The following is an 18179-nucleotide window of genomic DNA, read 5'->3' on the forward strand; positions in this document are numbered from 1 at the left end:
GATGTCCTTGTCTTCGACATGATCTCGTGCATGCCTCGGTCGCGGTTGCGTCGAGCTGATCGAGATAGCGAACCTTAGGCCGGCCTCAATGCGGCCGACCGGCGCAGGTTATCGGACGGGCGACAAGGTCTCGCCTGGGCTTTTGAGCCGGGCAATCCTTTCAGCCTTTGCCTGATGTCAGAAAGGCCCGGTAAGCCTGCTGGATACCATCATTTAGGGAGGTTTTCGCGCGCCAACCCAGCTTTGCGAGTCGGTTGACGTCGAGCAACTTACGCGGTGTACCGTCGGGACGCGAGGTGTCGAAAGTGATTTCACCTCGATAGCCGACGATGTCGGCGACGACGCGGGCGAACTCGCCGATAGTGATGTCCTCACCGGTGCCGATGTTGACGAGATCGGCCCCCGAATAAGTCTTCATCAAGTGCACGCAGGCATCCGCCATGTCGTCGACATAGAGGAATTCACGGCGTGGCGCGCCCGTGCCCCATACAACGACGCTTTTTTTATCAGCCACTGTGGCTTCGTGAAAGCGGCGGATCAGGGCTGCCACGACGTGGCTATATTCCGGGTGGTAGTTGTCGCCGGGTCCGTACAGGTTGCTCGGCATCACGCTGATGAAATCGCTTCCATACTGACTGCGATAGGCTTCCACCATCTTGATGCCAGCGATCTTGGCGATTGCATAGGGCTCATTGGTCGGCTCGAGCGGACCGGTCAGCACCATATCCTCGCGCAGTGGCTGCGGTGCAAGTTTTGGATAGATGCACGAGGAGCCCAAGAACATCAGCTTCTCGACGTCATTGAGATGAGCGGCGTGGATCAGATTCGCGGCGATCGCGATGTTGTCGTAAATAAATTCGGCGCGCAGTGTATCATTTGCGACGATACCGCCGACCTTGGCGGCAGCCAAGAACACGACCTGTGGCCGTGCCTTGGCGAACCAGCCGAACACCTGAGCCTGGTCGCGCAGATCGAGCTCGCTTCGCTCTAAGATGACGAGGCGCGCATCTTCCTGCACAAGACGCCGCATGAGCGCGGCCCCGACCATACCCCGATGGCCGGCGACATAGACGGACTTCCCCTTCAGCTCAAACGGTGTGGCGGCCACCGGCGGCCTCCCGCTTCGCCTCGTCAAGATCGCTTGCCACCATTTCCTGCACGAGCTGCGCAAAGCTTCGCTTCGGCTTCCAGCCGAGCTGCTCGCGCGCTTTACTGGCATCTCCAATGAGAAGATCAACCTCTGTCGGACGGAAATAGGTCGGATCGATTCGGACTACGGTCTTACCGCTCTTCGCGTCGACACCAGTCTCATCGACGCCCTTGCCGCGCCACTCGATGCGGCGGCCGACCTCGGCAAATGCAAGCTCGACCATCTCGCGCACCGACCGCGTCTCGCCCGTCGCGAGCACGAAATCATCGGGCTTGTCCGCCTGCAAAATCATGTGCATGCCCTCGATATAGTCGCGCGCATGTCCCCAGTCGCGCTTGGCTTCGAGGTTGCCCAGATAAAGCGAATCCTCAAGACCGACTTCAATGCGGGCGACAGCACGGGTGATCTTGCGGGTGACAAATGTCTCGCCGCGGACCGGGCTCTCGTGATTGAACAGGATGCCGTTGCTTGCGAATATGCCATAGGCTTCGCGATAGTTCACCGTGATCCAGTAGCCGTACAGTTTGGCCACACCATAGGGCGAGCGCGGATAAAACGGCGTGGTCTCTTTCTGGGGGACTTCCTGAACCAGACCGTAAAGCTCGGATGTAGAAGCCTGGTAGAAGCGTGTCTCTTTCTCCAGGCCAAGGATCCTGATCGCCTCGAGCAGGCGCAGCACGCCGATTGCGTCAGCGTTTGCAGTATATTCTGGGCTTTCAAAGCTCACCCCGACGTGGCTCTGGGCGGCAAGGTTGTAGATCTCGGTCGGTCGGATCTGCTGGATCAAGCGGATCAGATTGGTCGAGTCAGTCATGTCGCCGTAGTGCATAAGAAACGGCACATTCCCGGCATGGCGGTCCTGATACAGATGATCGACGCGCGCGGTGTTGAAGGAAGAGGACCGCCGCTTGATGCCATGCACGACATAGCCGAGCGACAGTAGATATTCGGAGAGATAGGCGCCGTCCTGCCCGGTCACGCCGGTGATCAGAGCGACCCGCGGTTGAGAGTGTTGACTAGTCAAATTCTACCCTGATGCAAACAAACCGAATGGTTCCGTGCCCCTCAGCACCCTCCGGCCGTACGTACCCGGCAGACGCTCTGTTTAAGCCCTCAAAACCGTCCACGGTGATAAAGAAATGAGTGCCAAAGGACAATAGACGTTTACGGCAGTGATTTTACGGAGTTTTCGCCTGGTCGTCGGTTTTCAGACCCCTTGATGACGTCCAGATCACCTGCGCCAAAGGCGTCCCGAGGCGAGGCTAAAGGCCTTAAACACAGCTTCAACCCCTTACCTGCAATCGCAGGCTCGTCATCCTGTTATTCGGGTGGCGCCATCTCATAGGCACCAAAATCGAGAGGAGCGCCGTGAGCAAAACAAGTGAAATCCGTCGAAAATTGCAACCAGGCGGGGTATTTGTGCGCCGAAGCACGAACTCATTGCACGCATCAAAGTGGAAGGCGCGCTACCATGCATCGCAAGCTCAACCCTTTTTACGCGCCGATTGTTTGGGAAACGCTGAAGAATGGTGAGGTAAAGCACATTTTCAATTCGACAGGCGACAGCATGACTGGCCATCTCTACCGCCGCGCGAATACCAGAGCAGGAATTGTGCTTGGACTCCGAGCGAAGATGGGCCTGCGCGTAGGACTGCGTTGGACTTCGACAGGGCGCAGCCCGGTCTGCAGTATCGGATAGCAATGACCGCAAGGTAAGGGTGCTCGACCGCGCCGTAGCAGAACGCCGAAATTCAAGTGAGAGTAGACGCGACGACAAGCGCGATCGATGCCGAGCCGCCGCAAATCGAACAACGAGCTGGGCAATCGCCCGGTAGGTGTTGTGACAAGGGCGCAGGAAGCACTGTTTGAAGCCAATTTATTCATCCCACTTGAATTTCAGAACGCGCGATCCGTATTATCTTCCTCATGAAGAGCACGCGGGAGATCTCCAAATGGTGGATACGGCTACCGCCGAGCTTCTGCGCGCGGTCCTGGAGGAGGTCTGCACGCGCATTTCGCGCTGTGAGACAGGCGTCCGCGCACATGTTGCCGCTAAGCTTCTGGAAGCCACCACTAGAGGTGAAACGAAACCCGACCGCCTCAAACAGATTGGCCTCGAAGCGCTTCGCGATGCACCGACCATGTGGCGGTAAGCGCGGACAATACGATCTCCCACGCAGGTGAATTTCCAGGTTACCGTTCTTAAGATCCTTGTGAGCTACCCGGACGGATTCGCGTCGATGGCGGAGCTCAAACGCGACATGGCCATTCTAGCAACGAGTGGTCGAGACTGGGCCGAGCGCACCAAGAGAATGGCCGCCCGTGCCCCAAACCTCAACATTTTTTCGCAGCATCTCGTTGAGCGGCTAAATGGCGGCTGGCGCATCACCGAAAAGGGTCGCGCCCTCCTCGATCTGATGGAGGCGCGCCAGGTCGGCTCGGAGGCGCCGTCAAACACGATCGCATCTCGTTCCGGGCAACGCGAAGCGGACGATTGATCGATTGATCCCTGCCGGTTATGTCACGCCGCGCCGCGCCGCAGTGCGGCGTTTCGTCGCCCAGGTCCTCGGCGCGATCGGAATTTCAGGTGAGATCTTGCGACGGTCGCGAAAGATCCTCGAAGCGCGTATGGTGCGTGTCGGCGCCGATCGACTAGCAACTCAGCTACGTCAGCGCGTCGGGTGAAAGCGATGGTGAAATGTTCATCATCCCTCGAAGACGGGACATAGCAACCCCTGAAATGCAGACATACACGTTGAGCGTTCGTTTCTGTATTCTGGGTTCGCGCGCTTTGCCCGCGCCGTCCGGATGAACAACTGACAGGAGACGAGATATGCCCCGGCACGTGAACTATGTTCCGCACGGCGTGATCCCGGCGGTCCTGCTACCGTTTGACAATAGTCGGGCCATTGACGAGGCGAGCTTCCGCAAGCACCTTCGAGATGTGAGCTCCGTCGAAGGTCTTTCGGCCATCACCCTCAACGCTCACTCGAGCGAGGTCGCGTCCTGCGGTTTCGACGAGCTGCGCCGTGTGCTTGACATCGCGCAGGATGAAATCGGGGCCAAGTTGCCGCTGATCAACGGCATCTGGGCGGATGGCAGCTTTGAGGCGGCGCGCATGGCCCGGATGGCAGCGCTAGGCGGCGCCTCCGCGCTCCTGGTGTTCCCGCCAGCGGCGTTCAGCCTCGGCCAGACGCCGCAAATGGCTCTCACTCATTTCAAGTGCATCGCTGATGCGACCGACCTGCCGCTGATCGTGTTCCAGTATCCGCTCGCAACTGGTCAAACCTATCCGAAGGACACACTGCTGAAGCTGTGCGAGGAGGTGCCGACCGTTCGCGCCGTCAAGGACTGGGTCGGCAATGTTTCGCATCATGAGTGGCACGTGCGAACGCTGCAAAATCTACCGCGACCTGTAAACGTACTTACGACCCACAGCGCCTGGCTGTTCTCTTCGCTGGTGCTGGGCTGCAATGGATTGCTATCAGGCTCCGGAAGCGTGATCGCCGAATTGCAAGTGCGCCTATTCCGCGCCGTGCAGGCCAATGACCTCACCGAGGCCAAACGGCTCAATGACCGTATCGAGCCGTTGACGCGAGTATTCTACGCCGATCCGTTCGTCGATATGCACAATCGCATGAAAGAAGCTCTGGTACTGCTCGGCAGATTGCCGCGCGCAGTGGTGCGGCCGCCCTTGGTGAAGCTCGATCCCTCGGAGATCATAGTTATTCGCCAGGCGCTGATCGAGACCGGGTTGCTCGACAAGAAAGCGCCCAATGCGGCGTAGCCATTCGTAGCAAGAAAGATCAACGGCGGTGGCCATCCCACTTCCGGGCGATGCATCCATCAATGTTCTTGGCGAGTTCTTGCGTCGACCTCACAATCAGTCGTCAAGGCACCAACCTCGCGGCATGAGATTTCACTCTCGTCAAGGTCTAGAGACGACGACCCTCGCCAGCTTGGCGCACTCCGCGCGAATGCGGGTACATAACTCCTGCCGCGCGAAGGGCTGGCGGCTAGCGGCAGCGTAGTGCCTGGACTTATACGGCCTAATTCGACTTCCCCATCAGATCTAGCCCCGCCCATCTTATAGCCAATAATGCAGAGCAGCGCGATTGCGGCAGCCCACAGCGCCAGATGCTCCCACCAGCAAAACTCGCGCTCAGTCGTGTCGCGTGCAATGACAGCAGCCAGTCCTCCCAAGGTCATCCCTGCCATGACCAAGACAAACAAATCAAGACCTTCCATAGACGCTCCGTTCAACGGAGCCTGCAAATCGCGCCATGATATTTCCTGTTGGTTTAGAGGATCACGCGAGCGCTCACCCGACAGGGCTATCGGAGGTCCAACTATGCAAGCAACAAAGTCCTGTTGGGCACGCCAACATCCATTCGACCCTGCTCACTATCGTTGATGCTTGAGCGTCTGAGAAAGTGCGCCGCTAACGTAGTCGCAGGATCTCTTATTCAAGAGGAAGCGACTCGGTTGAACTATCCCTACAACCTGACGCTAGGTACGGTTCAACCCCCGTGTGCAAGGACTTTTGAGGCTTTGATGGCATCGGCTTCTCTCAAGTCGGCCGCTATCCTCGGCTGCGAGTTGCGCGACTGAACTTGCCGGCACGGAGTTCTTGAGCGACATCAATGCGCTTGGCGAGCGTCTCCATCTACGTTGTATTTGTAGCCGAACAACCGACTTGCCGGATTGCTGAGGCTATGGGCTCGGATTGCCGGGCAATCCGGGCCCGCCACTTACGGAACAGGTTCGAAGCGTAAGTCGTTAGCTCGCACGAGCTCTCTTCGGTGGCCGAGAACCGCAGCTAGGTCCAAAACGAAAAACGCCTCTGATGAAAAGTAACAGCAGAGGATGACTATCATTGCAGACGCTTGCCAGCCCCCCGTGAGGAGCAACGAAGCGACCAAATTGTTGCGTTGCTGACATTCAAGTGACGTTCGCCAGCCGTTCCCTGGAAGATACTCGTGCGAATTGCTTGTGAAAGCACCCTTATCAATTGCGGCACGCTGCTTGCTTTGTTCAACGTAGCATCGCCACCCAGCCTGGTGATGTAGGGGCGGGCCCGGTGCGCCCCTGCTCGTGTGTCAGGCCCGCCTCGTTCTAAGCCAGGAACACCCATAAACCTGGCGGCAATTCGCAATGAAAGCGCCAAAGCTCAAAGGCGCCCGGAGGAATACGCGTATGGAATGTCTTCACGAATCGCAACCGCAGCATCGCATTGTCGTATGGGGTCTGAACTTTCGAAAGACCGATCTGCAATGCACCGTCGGAACTGTGATCTTACGACACCGACCGTCGCCCTCGGTGAGTCCGATACGTCCCTTACATCAACGGCTAATCTTGGAAGCCCTTCCACGGGTATGACACTAGCTGTTTCAATTCAATTTCTGCAGCTTTTGGAGAGATAGCCGATGCACAACGTTGTCTGTATCAAGCAGGTTCCGGACTCCGCGCAGATTCGCGTGCACCCCGTGACCAACACCATCATGCGCCAGGGCGTGCCGACAATCGTCAATCCTTACGACTTGTTCGCACTAGAGGCCGCCCTGGAGCTACGCGACAAGATTGGCGGCGAGGTCACCATTCTGACCATGGGACCCCCGTCCGCCGAAGACTCGCTGCGAAAGGCACTGACGTTCGGAGCAGATCGTGCGGTGTTGCTTACCGACCGTGCTTTTGCCGGAGCCGACACGCTTGCGACTACTTACGCGCTGGCAACGGCCATTCGTAAGATCGGAGAGGAGTATGGCCCACCCGACCTCATCTTTGCGGGCAAGCAGACGATCGATGGTGACACCGCGCAGGTTGGGCCCGGTATTGCTAAACGGCTCGGAGTGGTGCAGCTCACTTATGTGGCCGAGATCACGAGCCTCGATCTAGCGGCTCGCGCGATCGAGGTTCAGCGACGCTCGGAAGGCGGCGTGCAGGTGCTGCGCACAAAGCTGCCATGTCTCATTACCATGCTAGAGGCGACAAATGAGATTCGGCGAGGCAGCATGATGGATGCGTTGCGTGCGGCGCGCACCGATATCATTAAATGGAATGCGCAGGACGCAGGCATCGCAGATATCTCGAAATGTGGCCTTAAGGGCTCGCCGACTATCGTCAAGCGTGTCTTCGCCCCGTTGAAGCGCGCCGAGAGAGCAATGCTGGTTGAGGGCGCTGAGCAGCCTGTACCAGCACTGATCGACGCGATCTTCAAGCACCGGCCAAAGCTTGAAACTGAACTTGCAGCCTTGGCGCGCGCTTCTGATCTGAAGCCGTAGCGAGCCGTTGATCTCCCGCTATTGTCGCGCCGTGGTGCTGCCATGAAGCCTTGGTACAAGATACTGTACGCCCAGGTCCTGATCGCCATTGTCATGGGCACCGTTGTCGGCTGGCTGTGGCCCTCGCTTGCCACCAACGACTGGATCAAGGCGATGGGCGACGGCTTCATCAAGCTGATTAAGATGGTGATCGCCCCAATCATTTTCTGCACCGTGGTCTCGGGCATCGCGCACATCCAGGACGCCAAGAAGGTCGGCCGCATCGGCGTCAAGGCGCTGGTCTATTTCGAAATCGTCTCGACCTTTGCGCTCGTGATCGGGCTGATCGTCGGCAATCTGGTTCGCCCGGGTGCGGGCTTCGGTAGCGCAGCGGCGAACGCAAAGGCGGTGGCCAACTACGCTAAACAGGCCGAGGGACAGAAGAGCGTCGACTTCATCCTGCACATCATCCCTGACACCGTGGTCGGCGCCTTCGCGCAAGGCGAGATCCTCCAGGTGCTGTTGTTTTCGGTGCTGTTCGGTTTCGCCATCATGGGGCTCGGCGAGCGCGGCCATGCAATCCGTAACTTCATCGACGACGCCGCCCATGCCGTGTTCGGCGTCATCTCGATCGTGATGCATGCGGCACCCATCGGCGCATTCGGCGCGATGGCCTATACCATCGGCAAGTTCGGCACCAGTGCGATCCTCAACCTGATGGGGTTGATCGCGACCTTCTACGTCACCGCTGCCCTTTTCGTGTTCATCGTGCTCGGAACCATCGCGCGCGTTGCCGGCTTCTCGATCTTCCAGTTCCTCGCCTACATCAAGGACGAGCTGTTGATCGTACTCGGCACCTCGTCGTCGGAAAGTGCGCTGCCATCTCTGATGGAGAAGCTGGAGCGGCTCGGCTGCTCGAAATCGGTGGTCGGCCTCGTGGTGCCCACGGGCTACTCATTCAACCTCGACGGCACCAACATCTACATGACCTTAGCGAGCCTGTTCATCGCGCAGGCGCTCGGCTTTGATCTCACCTTGGGCCAGCAGCTCACCATCCTGGTGGTGGCTATGCTGACTTCCAAAGGCGCCTCCGGCATCACCGGTGCAGGCTTCATCACGCTCGCCGCAACACTGGCGGTGGTTGATCCGCGGCTCGTACCGGGCATGGCAATCGTCCTCGGTATCGATAAGTTCATGAGCGAATGCCGTGCGCTGACCAATCTCTGCGGCAACGGCGTCGCCTGCGTGGTGGTCGCCTGGTGGGAAGGCGAACTCGATCGCAAGGAGCTCAGCGGGCGGGTCTGCCGTTGAATCGGTTCGACAAGCATCAGGAACTACCACAAACTATGTAGGCTTTCCGCCTCCGGATGTACTGCGAATCGCCACTACCTCGTGCTGGGTCGGCAGTGACGCTAATCTCTGCGCCGCTGATGGTAAGAGTAACAGCAGCAAGACGTCGAGACCCGTCGTTGGATTTGCACATTAGTGCAATTATTCTAACGAGGTACGCCCGGAGGGGGCGCCGCTCCCAGTTAGTCCGCCAGAACGAGATGCCAGGGGGGACTTCACGGCCAAACCATGGGCCGATTTTGGTCGGTGCTGACGAGCATCGGACGCGAGCTGCGAAGAGGCCGAAGGGCATGTGGAGGCGGCGGCATCTAATTACAGAATAGGCCTTTGCGGCAGAATTGCTTTGAGCCGTAACGGGCCAAACTATCTCCGGAGCAGTTCTGTCAACGCGTCAATCGCGCTCGCCGAGCAACGAATGTCGTCAATTTCATGAGATAGCGTGAGTGCTCTTGCCCTGATAGCCGCTACATTCGACAGATCTAGAGCTGGACATCTAAGTTCATTCAGGCGTTGGTTCAGTTCGTCTAGCTGAGCCTGAAGTCGTTGGATGTCTGCATCTCGATGTGGAAGGGATTTTTTGATGGTCCAGGCTCGCCGCGCTTGCATGTTTAGTCCCCTACTTTAACTCGTGCCAAAATCTTAGCAAGGTTCTTGGCCGGAGTTGGGAATCCCTCTCCGAGCCGCGGGCGGTTTAACGTCGCACCGAAGCTGCTCTTCTACCTGCATGTTTTATCAATCGCTACCATCTTGTTGAGCAGCAAGTGACGCCGATGACCGAGTGCGTTGCCGGCTGATCGAAAAAATGAGGCTTGGCTGCGCTGTTGGAATGACTTGAATCTAACGTAGGGTCAGGTTGTAGGACTTGAGACAATCGTGAGCAACCGTACGGCGACACGTCGGTCGATGTAAACGGCTCGCGAGGAGAGTTGGATGTTTGCGAAGTCGACGCCGTGCAGGGTATTCCAATGAATGCGCGGTGAAGGAAGACAAGCGAGGTCAAGATTGCTAGTGGTCCCAATGCGTGTTTCGAAGCGCTCGCTCATGGCCGGCAATCAGGAGAGGGCAGCCTTGAGGCGGTCGGCGTATCCAGTTCGGCGGTCCCCCACGCTTGGCGACTCGGAGATTGGCAGAATGAGGTCTGTCTTGGAAAAGATCGATAGCGCCGTCGGGCCAGACAACGGCAGGACTGTCTCTCGCCGGTCGACTGCGCAACCTTCTTCCCAAACTGCCGCGAGACGACCTTGGTGTGGTCGGATCACGGCGGCGGTGAACAGATGGTCCTATCGAAGCCAAATGCTGCGAAATGCCGCCGCTCGCTTCAAATGACGAGGAGCTGGGGGCTTGTATCGTACGAGCATGGCGAGCTCGGTCGGTGGCCAGTGATGACATGCGCGCCTAAAAGGCTCGAATCGGGGCCGTGTTCTTCAACTCGACCAAGCGATCGAGCCGCATGGAGCACCGTGCGCGTTGCGTTCAAGGGAGCTGGCTTTGGGGCGCTCCCATCTTCAGCGCCATCGGTCCTCGCGTCACGTTGAGACGAGCCCACCGACAGCCGAGCAATCCGCGAGCAAACCGGCGCTTCTAATCGATTCAGAAAGTGAACGGATCGGGAAGTAGTCATCCCATCAATCAGGGGGCGGTGCCACTTCATCGAGTGCGGCGACTTGGCGACACGCGCCCATATGACAGTAGAGGGGGCGTACCCGCATTGCGAAGCAGTCCCGGTCTTGAACGAAGACGGTCCGAGCAGAATTTGATCTCAGTCAGATCCGATGAATCCGCGCGGCAAAGGAGGTAGCATGAGAGCGCAGATTGTGGACCAGCTCGAAGCTGGTCGCGTACGATATGGACAATTCGCCAGCGCACCAGGGTCAGGTCCTTGCGGTTTCTTCTTTGTGCAGGGACCCTGCGGGTGCAAATTGAAAGTCATTGGATTGCTCCGTCCGCGTTGGGAGCATGTCTCCGTCTCGACACCGCGGCGTTGTCCGAATTGGCAGGAGATGTGCTTCGTCAAGGATCTCTTTTGGGACGAGGAAGAGTGTGCGATGCAGCTTCATCCGCCCCATTCAGAATACGTCAATAACAGCCGTTATTGTCTGCATCTCTGGAGGCCGACTCATCAGGAAATTCCGATGCCGCCCTCTGGGTTCGTCGGTATAGTCGGGATTGGCCCATCTGAAGCGGCCGCGCTGGCTGCACAAATACGGGTCAAGTGACTCTGAACGATTGGACCCGCCTCAGCGGAAGCTCGCACCATCAAGGATAAAGACTCATCCTCTCGTAAGGGACAACGGGCTGCACACCGATTCGCCGGCAGAATGCAATTGACCGGACACCGGTCCATTTTGAGCGCCTCAGAAATTCTGCGCACGGACCCATAACCAGTGGCGCGGGGCGGCTCTCTCCTCCTGGTTGTTCGCCTGCGTTGCCCCGATACAAACAGACCCATCCACTGTTCGGATACGTTCTATCGATACAATCGATTTTACGAGCTGCCGAGAACGACGGATAACGAGGTCCGGTCCGGAGAGACGTCAGGGCGTATCAGGATGATTAGACGCGAGAAGAATTCTCAAGTCTGCGTCGAACATCGAGGGCGGAAGCCATTCTCGGTAACGTGTTTTCGCGGACTCGTACAAGGTTTTGCCGGAGCCCCGCGGTTGGCGGCATCAGCAAACCTTCGTATAGGTCTTCCAACCTCTTCGATGTGGGCTATCTACCACCGTACACTTGAGGCACGCCTCGATCTCACCTTAGCTCCTCGACGAAGGCGAGAGCTGTCGAGTGTGGGTGTCTGATGCTTCTTCAAGAGGGTCGTGTGCGGTGCGGTCAGGTTGCGAGTCAAGTCGCGCCGAAGGTACAGAAGAGGTCGCTGTTAGATCTGGTCCGGATCGCCCACACGCTCGATATCATCTCCGTTGTGTGTGATGATCTGGCGGTGTGCGAACCATTATTGAGCGTGGTGATTTCAGCTGGCTACGTCCCATATCTGTTCCAGAGTGCGGATGAATTCCTGAATTCGAAGCGTTGCATCAGCACGTCTTGTTTGATTGCGGACATGCAGCTGCCGAGCACGAGTGGGCTAGACTTGCATGAGCTGCTCGTCGCGTCCGGGAACGAAATCCCAACCATACTTCTTCTGGCTGAACTCGACGACGACAGCCGAGCTCGCGCGTTGAAAGCCGGCGTATCGCATTTCCTGCGTAAGCCATTCAGCAGTGGCGAGCTGCTCGCGTGCATTAAAGCGGCGCTCAAAGACGAGCGGCGCTTCGGAGGCGCCCTTTAATATGATCGTGCCCGGCTTGGCGACCTCTTGGTGCGCAACATGGGAGTCGGCTCCTGGCCACAAATCGGAGACGAATTCAAATCACGCCGAAGTTTAAGTGTTTCAAGCCAACAATGCCGCCTTCGAAGGCATCGTAAGATGATCAACTCAAACCACAGACTTCGATTGATGTCATCGCATGGCGGGAGCCGCATGTGCATTAAGGAGTTCAGACGCTCAAACCGAAATACTGCCGTAGTTCAAAGAAAGTCGACCCAAGCCCAAATGCGATCCGTGCGAGAGGCCTAAAGCGCATGCTAGACCCTAACCCTTTGGAAGTTCACCACCAGATCGTTTCTCTTCTGGATAGTCAAAGCCCGGTTATATTGGACATCGGCTCTTATGATGGAACCGATGCGAAACGCTTTCTCCAGCTGCGCCCCGAAGCGCAATTTTACTGCTTTGAACCTGACCCTCGAGCGTTGGTTCGCTTTAAAAGGAACATGCAGGACGTCAAGAATGTGAGGCTATTTGAGTTCGCGATCAGCGATCGAAATGGAAGTATCGAATTCCATCCAAGTAATGGAGATGGAGAGGCGGAGGGCTGGGACCTCTCGGGCTCAATACGCCGGCCAAAGAATCATCTTGCCGAGTATGAGTGGGTTCGATTCGATCATCCTATCTCCGTTCAAACTCGAAGGCTCGATGACTGGAACAGCGAAGCCAACGTGGACAAGATCGATTTAATCTGGATGGATGTTCAGGGAGCGGAGTCCGATGTCATCGCTGGCGGCAGCCGGACCCTGAGCAATACCCGCTTCATCTACACGGAATATAGCGACCGCGAGCTTTACGAAGGGCAACTGTCCTTGCGAGCCATCCTTGATCTCTTACCATCATTCGAAGTGGTAACGGTCTATCCCCGCGAAGTAGAGGGTGACGTATTGCTTAGGAATACGAGCTGTTAGCTCGGCCTCTGCTTTTCTTTGCAGCCTTAGGTGGTTCGGCAATCGAACGCGAACAGATGCGCTAGAAGTCGATAGGCTTGTTCGTCATCAGAGGTCTGTGGCGCGGTACCCGTGGCCGTTAGTTGAAGGGCATGGTAATTCCATGCCCCTCGACGCTGCCGCTCGCGGTTGCTCTTTCCGAGTTGCACTATCGGTAGCCGGGAAGTGGCCGAGCTGCGAGTGAGCCAAGACTCCCGGCGAGGCCGGGATATTGAGCTTTTGCCACATGGGCAGGGAGAAAACCGCAGCCGTTCAGAGTTAATTAGGCGCACAGCCGGGTAGACCGAAGCAAGCACCGCTAACCGGCTTGCGAAGCCTTGTGGCGACGCTTACGAGCAGATCGGTCGATCAGGAAATCATCCAACTTCCGGCCGGCACGAAGTTGCGGGCTGAGCCATCGGGGTGGTTTCCCGCGCCCCGACCATGTCTGCTCCGGATTCTTCGGGTTTCTATACTTTGGCCGCACAGGCGGGTAGGGCCGACGCTCACGCCCTGGCCGGGCGAGCTTATCGACCGCTCCGATGGTTCGCAGCCGCTCCTCCAATCTGACCTTTTCCGCCGTAATCCGTCGAGTTAGAGCGGCGGAGACCTTCTCGTGGAGACTCCACAACTCGTCGACACTCATTGACTTCAGGTCATTCATCTTCATTGCGATCTGCCATGCTGGAATTTCGTCGCGTTAAATAATCGCGCGCGAAGTAATAGACAAGGCGCGATTTTTGACTGGCGAAGCGAATGACCGTGCTAATCCGGCAGAAGAGCCTGGGAGCCGCGCTACAGCGTTGTTGGAGAACGACGAGGACAATCGATGGCTCAGAGTATCAGCCGCGGTGAGTTGCCTCTGAGAAGCGAGCGACGTTGAGCTATTTCTGGGCGATCTATTGGATCGCCAGGACAGGTCCACATCTCGGACCGAGCAACCGCACTCCACGAGCAATATAGCTACCGCGCGGCGGCTCAACATAGTCGGCCCCGTCAATCCAAAAGGACATATCCTCGATCGCGAGGCGTGGATTATAAGTCCATCCAGTCTGGAGAGCTTTCACAACCGCGAAAGCCTCGCGCGGCGAAGACGAGTCCGGAATGATGACTTCAGCATCCTGCTCACATCCTGACAGAAGCTCGATAAGCTCTTTGACCTTCATTTCGTAGCCTTCGGATTGCAGTCGAGAGGAGCCTCCATCTAGGAGTTCTGAAGAATCGGTCAAGGCTGCAGCCAAGCTTCACGCGACCGGCCGCAACAAGCGGTGCGACCTCGATATTTTCAGCGTGGTGTGCGGAGATGGTGCGGTTCATCGGCGCCAAATGAGGGCGGTGGCAATAGAGAAACGAGTGCCATCTCAATCGCCTATCGCATCGGCCAGAAACGAATCCAGCCGTGGCGAATGGCTCGCGGCCTCCAGGCTCTGTCGTGAGCATACGGGCGTTGAGTGGGGCTGCGTCGGCGACGCCTTCTGCAGCGGAATATTGTTCCGGGCGAGGCCTTACAAGGCTTGAAACGGACCTTACGTCAGCTTGTATGATCGCAGAGTGGCTTAATCACAAACAAGGAACAAGAAGGACCGTCATGATGTCCTCGTTGCTCATTCGAGAAAACGCAACCGCTCTGCACACTGAGACACGTCAATGATGCTATTTATGGTACTGCTTCCGATTTTGTTTGTTGGCTTTGGAGCAGGGTACAGCGTTCGCGCATGGCGCTCTCACAAACGGCGTGAGCGCTATCGTTTGCACGCGGTTTACCTTCGGCCTATCTCTCGCGTTACGGAACGTCCCATAGAATTGCCTAAGCGCAGAGCATTCTGATGCGTTATCGCGGCGGAACTCAAAACCACAGACGGCCAAACCAGATGACTGTAGATGTGCAGGCTAGGCGGTTTAGTGGATGCCGCAGATGGGACGGTTTCACGTTATCGGCACAAATCTCCCGACGATAAGCGATTATGGACGCCAAGAGCCGGTACGGACAATGAAGTCCAGCTTGCCGATAGCGAGGGCGTTCGCTGAGTGCGGGTCCTTGATGCGACACCTCGTTCGCGAGCCTCGCGTCATCCACCTGCAGAACCCCCGCCGAGTGCACCGGCGGGGGTGTCTTTAAAGCCCGGGGCGTTAGACCCGCGCAGAACGAGATCGAAGCAGTTCGGCGAAGTGGCCACGGTTGTTGAGACCACGGTTGTTGAGAAAGGACGTAGTGAGAAAGGGGATGTCGTCAGAGTCAAAAAAGATCGCTTTTCCTCGTTTTCCTTTCACGGTCGTTGCGTCCTCTGGCTTGGGCGTCAAAACCACCCGACGAATGATTTAAGGGCCAGGGCAGTTCTGCTCCGAGCGCATTTTGTCTCGAGAATTGGCATCCTCGGCGATTGCCGTCGCCCGCCCTGGGCCAACTTGGCCAAACTATCCCTTTGTGTTTGAGCATGCAGCTTCGCTGTGTTTGGTTGCGCGTGTTGCTCCTCAACCGTCTTGCGACAGAGTTATTGAGCCAGGCGCCATGTAAGGGGCACTGTGGTGGTAGGCGCAGATAGCGACTGGCTGCACAACTTCAAAAGGTCAAGCGACATCCGGGCATTCCAGTCGATGTGGCAACGAATCACAGCGCATCCGAAGCGTCGAGCTTCTGGTGAACGGACGTGAGCAGTTCGGGCCCAATCGACTCCGCTTTGGCGCGAATCCACGTTTGCGAGTGTGTCGCTCGTTCGCCGAAATGGCTTGAAGCTGTCGCAGCGTCAAGTTGTAGGCTTCAAGACGCAATCGTAAGAAAAGCGAGGTGCTCCAATGGAGCAGGCTGCGCTGGTCAGTGCGCGCGAATGCCAAGGTGATGGTGGCGGGTGTGGTTGAAACGAGATCTGAAGCATCTTGCCGACTTCGTGCGCTGCGTTGGACGGCACCAACGATATTTGCGGCGGGCATGGCGGCCAACACAAACGGCATCGGACCGGCAGCAGGCCGGAATGGCACCGAAACTCTGATCGTCTTGATCCCCGAATTCGGACCGCCTCAGCTGAGGTCCCGAACGGACATAAAACAAGGCAGGCATCCAACGCGCCTTGAGCGAACAACCGTCGGCGTTGTCTCTCAACAGGGCGGCCGGTCGCATTTGGAAGTCGCCGCGTCGATCGATGGGGCCGCTCGTGCTCGGACCGAACGCGATAACAACAATTCCGTGCGGCTTGACAGTGCATGATGGATCTAAAGCAAATCATGGGCAAAGTCGCTAGCGGCGCCCCGTTGGACCACCAGGAAATGGCCGTTGCGTTCGACAGTATGCTGTCGGGCAAGGCGACGCCCGCTCAGATGGGCGGGTTGTTGCTGGCGCTGAGAGTGCGCGGCGAGACAGTGGAAGAAATTGCCGGCGCGGTTTCCGCGATGCGAGGCAGAATGCGATCGGTCAATGTCCCGCCCGGTTCCGTCGACATTGCGGGCACCGGCGGTGACGGTTCCGGTTCCGTCAACGTCTCGACATGCGCTTCTTTCATTGTCGCTGGCGCTGGCATTCCTGTCGCCAAGCACGGAAATCGCGCGCTCTCCTCACGCTCAGGCTCCGCCGATGTACTGGCATCGCTGGGAGTGAAGATCGACCTGGAGCCAGAAGATGTCGCCCGCTGTGTCCGGGATGCCGGGATCGGGTTCATGTTTGCGCCGACTCATCATCCGGCGATGAAAAATGTGAGCGCTACCCGGGTCGAGCTCGCGACCCGCACGATCTTTAACCTCGTCGGGCCGCTCTGCAATCCTGCGGGCGTCAAGCGGCAAGTGATCGGGGTGTTTTCGCGCCGATGGGTGCGGCCTCTAGCGGAGGTCTCTAAGAGCCTCGGTGCGGAATCGGTGTGGGTGGTGCACGGCTGCGATGGACTTGATGAGATCACGCTCACCGGCCCCACCTTTGTCGCCGCGCTGGAGAAGGGCGAGATTCGCAGCTTCGAGATGACGCCGGAAGAAGCCGGGCTCCCTCTTTGCGGAAAGGGAGAACTCAAGGGCGGGGATCCCGATGCAAACGCGATTGCACTGCAGAGCGTGCTCGAGGGCATGCGAGGCCCATATCGTGATGTTGCTCTCCTGAACGCGGCAGGGGCCATGATAGTGGCCGGTCGGGCCACAACGTTGAAGCAGGGCGTAGCCATCGCGCAGGCATCACTGGACAGTGGCGCCGCCGCCGCGCGCTTGAAGCATCTTGTTGCAATTTCCAACGCCAAATAGACGACATGACCGATTCCGACATTCTGACGAAGATCGAAACCTACAAGCGCGAAGAGATCGAAGCTGCCAGACGCGCGCTTCCGCGTGCTGAGCTCGAGGCGCGCGCACGGCGCGCGCCTTCTCCGCGCGGCTTTCTCAGCGCAATTAACAAGAAGCGCGCGTCAGGTAGCTATGCTCTCATCGCCGAGCTCAAGAGAGCGTCGCCATCGAGGGGGCTCATTCGCTCTGACTTCGATCCGCCGTCACTTGCCAGATCGTATGAAGCAGGAGGCGCCGCTTGCCTGTCGGTTTTGACGGACAAGCCATCTTTCATGGGTGACCTTGATTCCATGGAGAGGGCGCGCGCGGCCACAAACCTGCCGGTCTTGCGCAAGGACTTCATTTTCGACACTTATCAGGTGATCGAGGCTCGCGCCCATGGTGCCGACTGCATTCTGCTGATTATGGCCGCGCTGGACGACAGGGCGGCCAACGACCTCGAGGCTGCGGCCTTAGCGTATGGTATGGACGTCTTGATTGAGGTCCATGACCGGGCAGAGCTCGATCGCGCTCTCAAGCTTCGCTCGCAGATGATTGGCATCAATAACCGCAACCTGCGCACGTTTGTGACAAACCTTAAGACAAGCGAAACCCTGGCGCCACTCATCCCGAAGGATCGTCTGATCGTCAGTGAAAGCGGCATCTGCGCGTCCACTGATCTGGCGCGGCTCTCGCGAGCCGGTATCTCGACCTTCCTTGTGGGCGAAAATCTGATGCGTCAGTCTGACTTAACAGCGGCAACTCGCGCACTTCTTTCACCAAACCAGGCGGCAGCGACCCGGGCGAATCAATGACACGCAAAGTCTCCATCCAGCTGATGCGCCATACTCATATCGGATCTGAAAGCGGCAGCCTTCGCGTGATCGGTGGATCGGGAAAACGCGTCAGTGTGCTAGCCGCCGCAGCGAAAAATC

13 protein-coding genes and 1 pseudogene are annotated in these 18179 nt (G+C 57.8%); 10 read left to right on the plus strand and 4 right to left on the minus strand.

The window, feature by feature from the left end:
• Positions 1 to 160: 160 nt before the first annotated feature.
• The gene (gene fcl, locus Q3C01_RS14200) at positions 161 to 1108 is read right to left on the minus strand and encodes a GDP-L-fucose synthase (protein WP_458145943.1); all 948 of its coding nucleotides are present in this window, start codon (positions 1106 to 1108) and stop codon (positions 161 to 163) included.
• Positions 1089 to 2174, minus strand: coding sequence for a GDP-mannose 4,6-dehydratase (gene gmd / locus Q3C01_RS14205; RefSeq protein ID WP_458145944.1), 1086 nt, complete (start codon positions 2172 to 2174; stop codon positions 1089 to 1091). The genes fcl and gmd overlap by 20 nt, the downstream gene beginning before the upstream one ends.
• Positions 2175 to 3015: 841 nt before the next feature.
• Between gmd and Q3C01_RS14210 the strand changes: the two genes are divergently transcribed.
• From Q3C01_RS14210 to Q3C01_RS14245, 8 genes and pseudogenes are all read left to right on the plus strand, one after another.
• The gene (locus Q3C01_RS14210; protein ID WP_458145945.1) at positions 3016 to 3303 is read left to right on the plus strand and encodes a hypothetical protein; all 288 of its coding nucleotides are present in this window, start codon (positions 3016 to 3018) and stop codon (positions 3301 to 3303) included.
• A gap of 27 nt (positions 3304 to 3330) precedes the next feature.
• Positions 3331 to 3579: pseudogene (locus tag Q3C01_RS14215) on the plus strand (hypothetical protein); the annotation flags it as partial.
• A 404-nt stretch (positions 3580 to 3983) separates the two neighbouring features.
• Entirely contained in the window at positions 3984 to 4937 is a 954-nt protein-coding gene (locus Q3C01_RS14220) for a dihydrodipicolinate synthase family protein (protein ID WP_458145946.1), read from the plus strand.
• A 1639-nt stretch (positions 4938 to 6576) separates the two neighbouring features.
• Entirely contained in the window at positions 6577 to 7431 is an 855-nt protein-coding gene (locus Q3C01_RS14225; protein WP_458145947.1) for an electron transfer flavoprotein subunit beta/FixA family protein, read from the plus strand.
• Between the two features lie 42 nt (positions 7432 to 7473).
• On the plus strand, positions 7474 to 8721 hold the full coding sequence (locus Q3C01_RS14230; RefSeq protein ID WP_458145948.1) for a dicarboxylate/amino acid:cation symporter: 1248 nt from the start codon (positions 7474 to 7476) through the stop codon (positions 8719 to 8721).
• 1838 nt (positions 8722 to 10559) lie between these two features.
• The gene (locus Q3C01_RS14235) at positions 10560 to 10976 is read left to right on the plus strand and encodes a DUF7694 domain-containing protein (RefSeq protein WP_458145949.1); all 417 of its coding nucleotides are present in this window, start codon (positions 10560 to 10562) and stop codon (positions 10974 to 10976) included.
• Positions 10977 to 11557: 581 nt separating this feature from the next.
• A complete protein-coding gene (locus tag Q3C01_RS14240; RefSeq protein WP_458145950.1) occupies positions 11558 to 12046 on the plus strand; it encodes a response regulator transcription factor in 489 nt (162 codons plus the stop codon).
• Positions 12047 to 12339: 293 nt separating this feature from the next.
• Entirely contained in the window at positions 12340 to 12993 is a 654-nt protein-coding gene (locus Q3C01_RS14245) for an FkbM family methyltransferase (protein WP_458145951.1), read from the plus strand.
• A 337-nt stretch (positions 12994 to 13330) separates the two neighbouring features.
• On the opposite strand, the gene Q3C01_RS14250 is transcribed toward Q3C01_RS14245, so the two are convergent.
• Together Q3C01_RS14250 and Q3C01_RS14255 are read right to left on the minus strand one after the other, a co-directional pair.
• On the minus strand, positions 13331 to 13681 hold the full coding sequence (locus tag Q3C01_RS14250; RefSeq protein ID WP_458145952.1) for an H-NS histone family protein: 351 nt from the start codon (positions 13679 to 13681) through the stop codon (positions 13331 to 13333).
• A gap of 229 nt (positions 13682 to 13910) precedes the next feature.
• The gene (locus tag Q3C01_RS14255; protein ID WP_458145953.1) at positions 13911 to 14177 is read right to left on the minus strand and encodes a hypothetical protein; all 267 of its coding nucleotides are present in this window, start codon (positions 14175 to 14177) and stop codon (positions 13911 to 13913) included.
• Positions 14178 to 16209: 2032 nt separating this feature from the next.
• On the opposite strand from Q3C01_RS14255, the gene trpD reads away from it, so the two are divergent.
• A complete protein-coding gene (trpD, locus tag Q3C01_RS14260) occupies positions 16210 to 17226 on the plus strand; it encodes an anthranilate phosphoribosyltransferase (protein ID WP_458145954.1) in 1017 nt (338 codons plus the stop codon).
• Positions 17227 to 17231: 5 nt separating this feature from the next.
• The gene (gene trpC / locus Q3C01_RS14265; protein WP_458145955.1) at positions 17232 to 18059 is read left to right on the plus strand and encodes an indole-3-glycerol phosphate synthase TrpC; all 828 of its coding nucleotides are present in this window, start codon (positions 17232 to 17234) and stop codon (positions 18057 to 18059) included.
• Positions 18060 to 18179: the final 120 nt, after the last annotated feature.

It is taken from the genome of Bradyrhizobium sp. UFLA05-109, assembly GCF_054185165.1.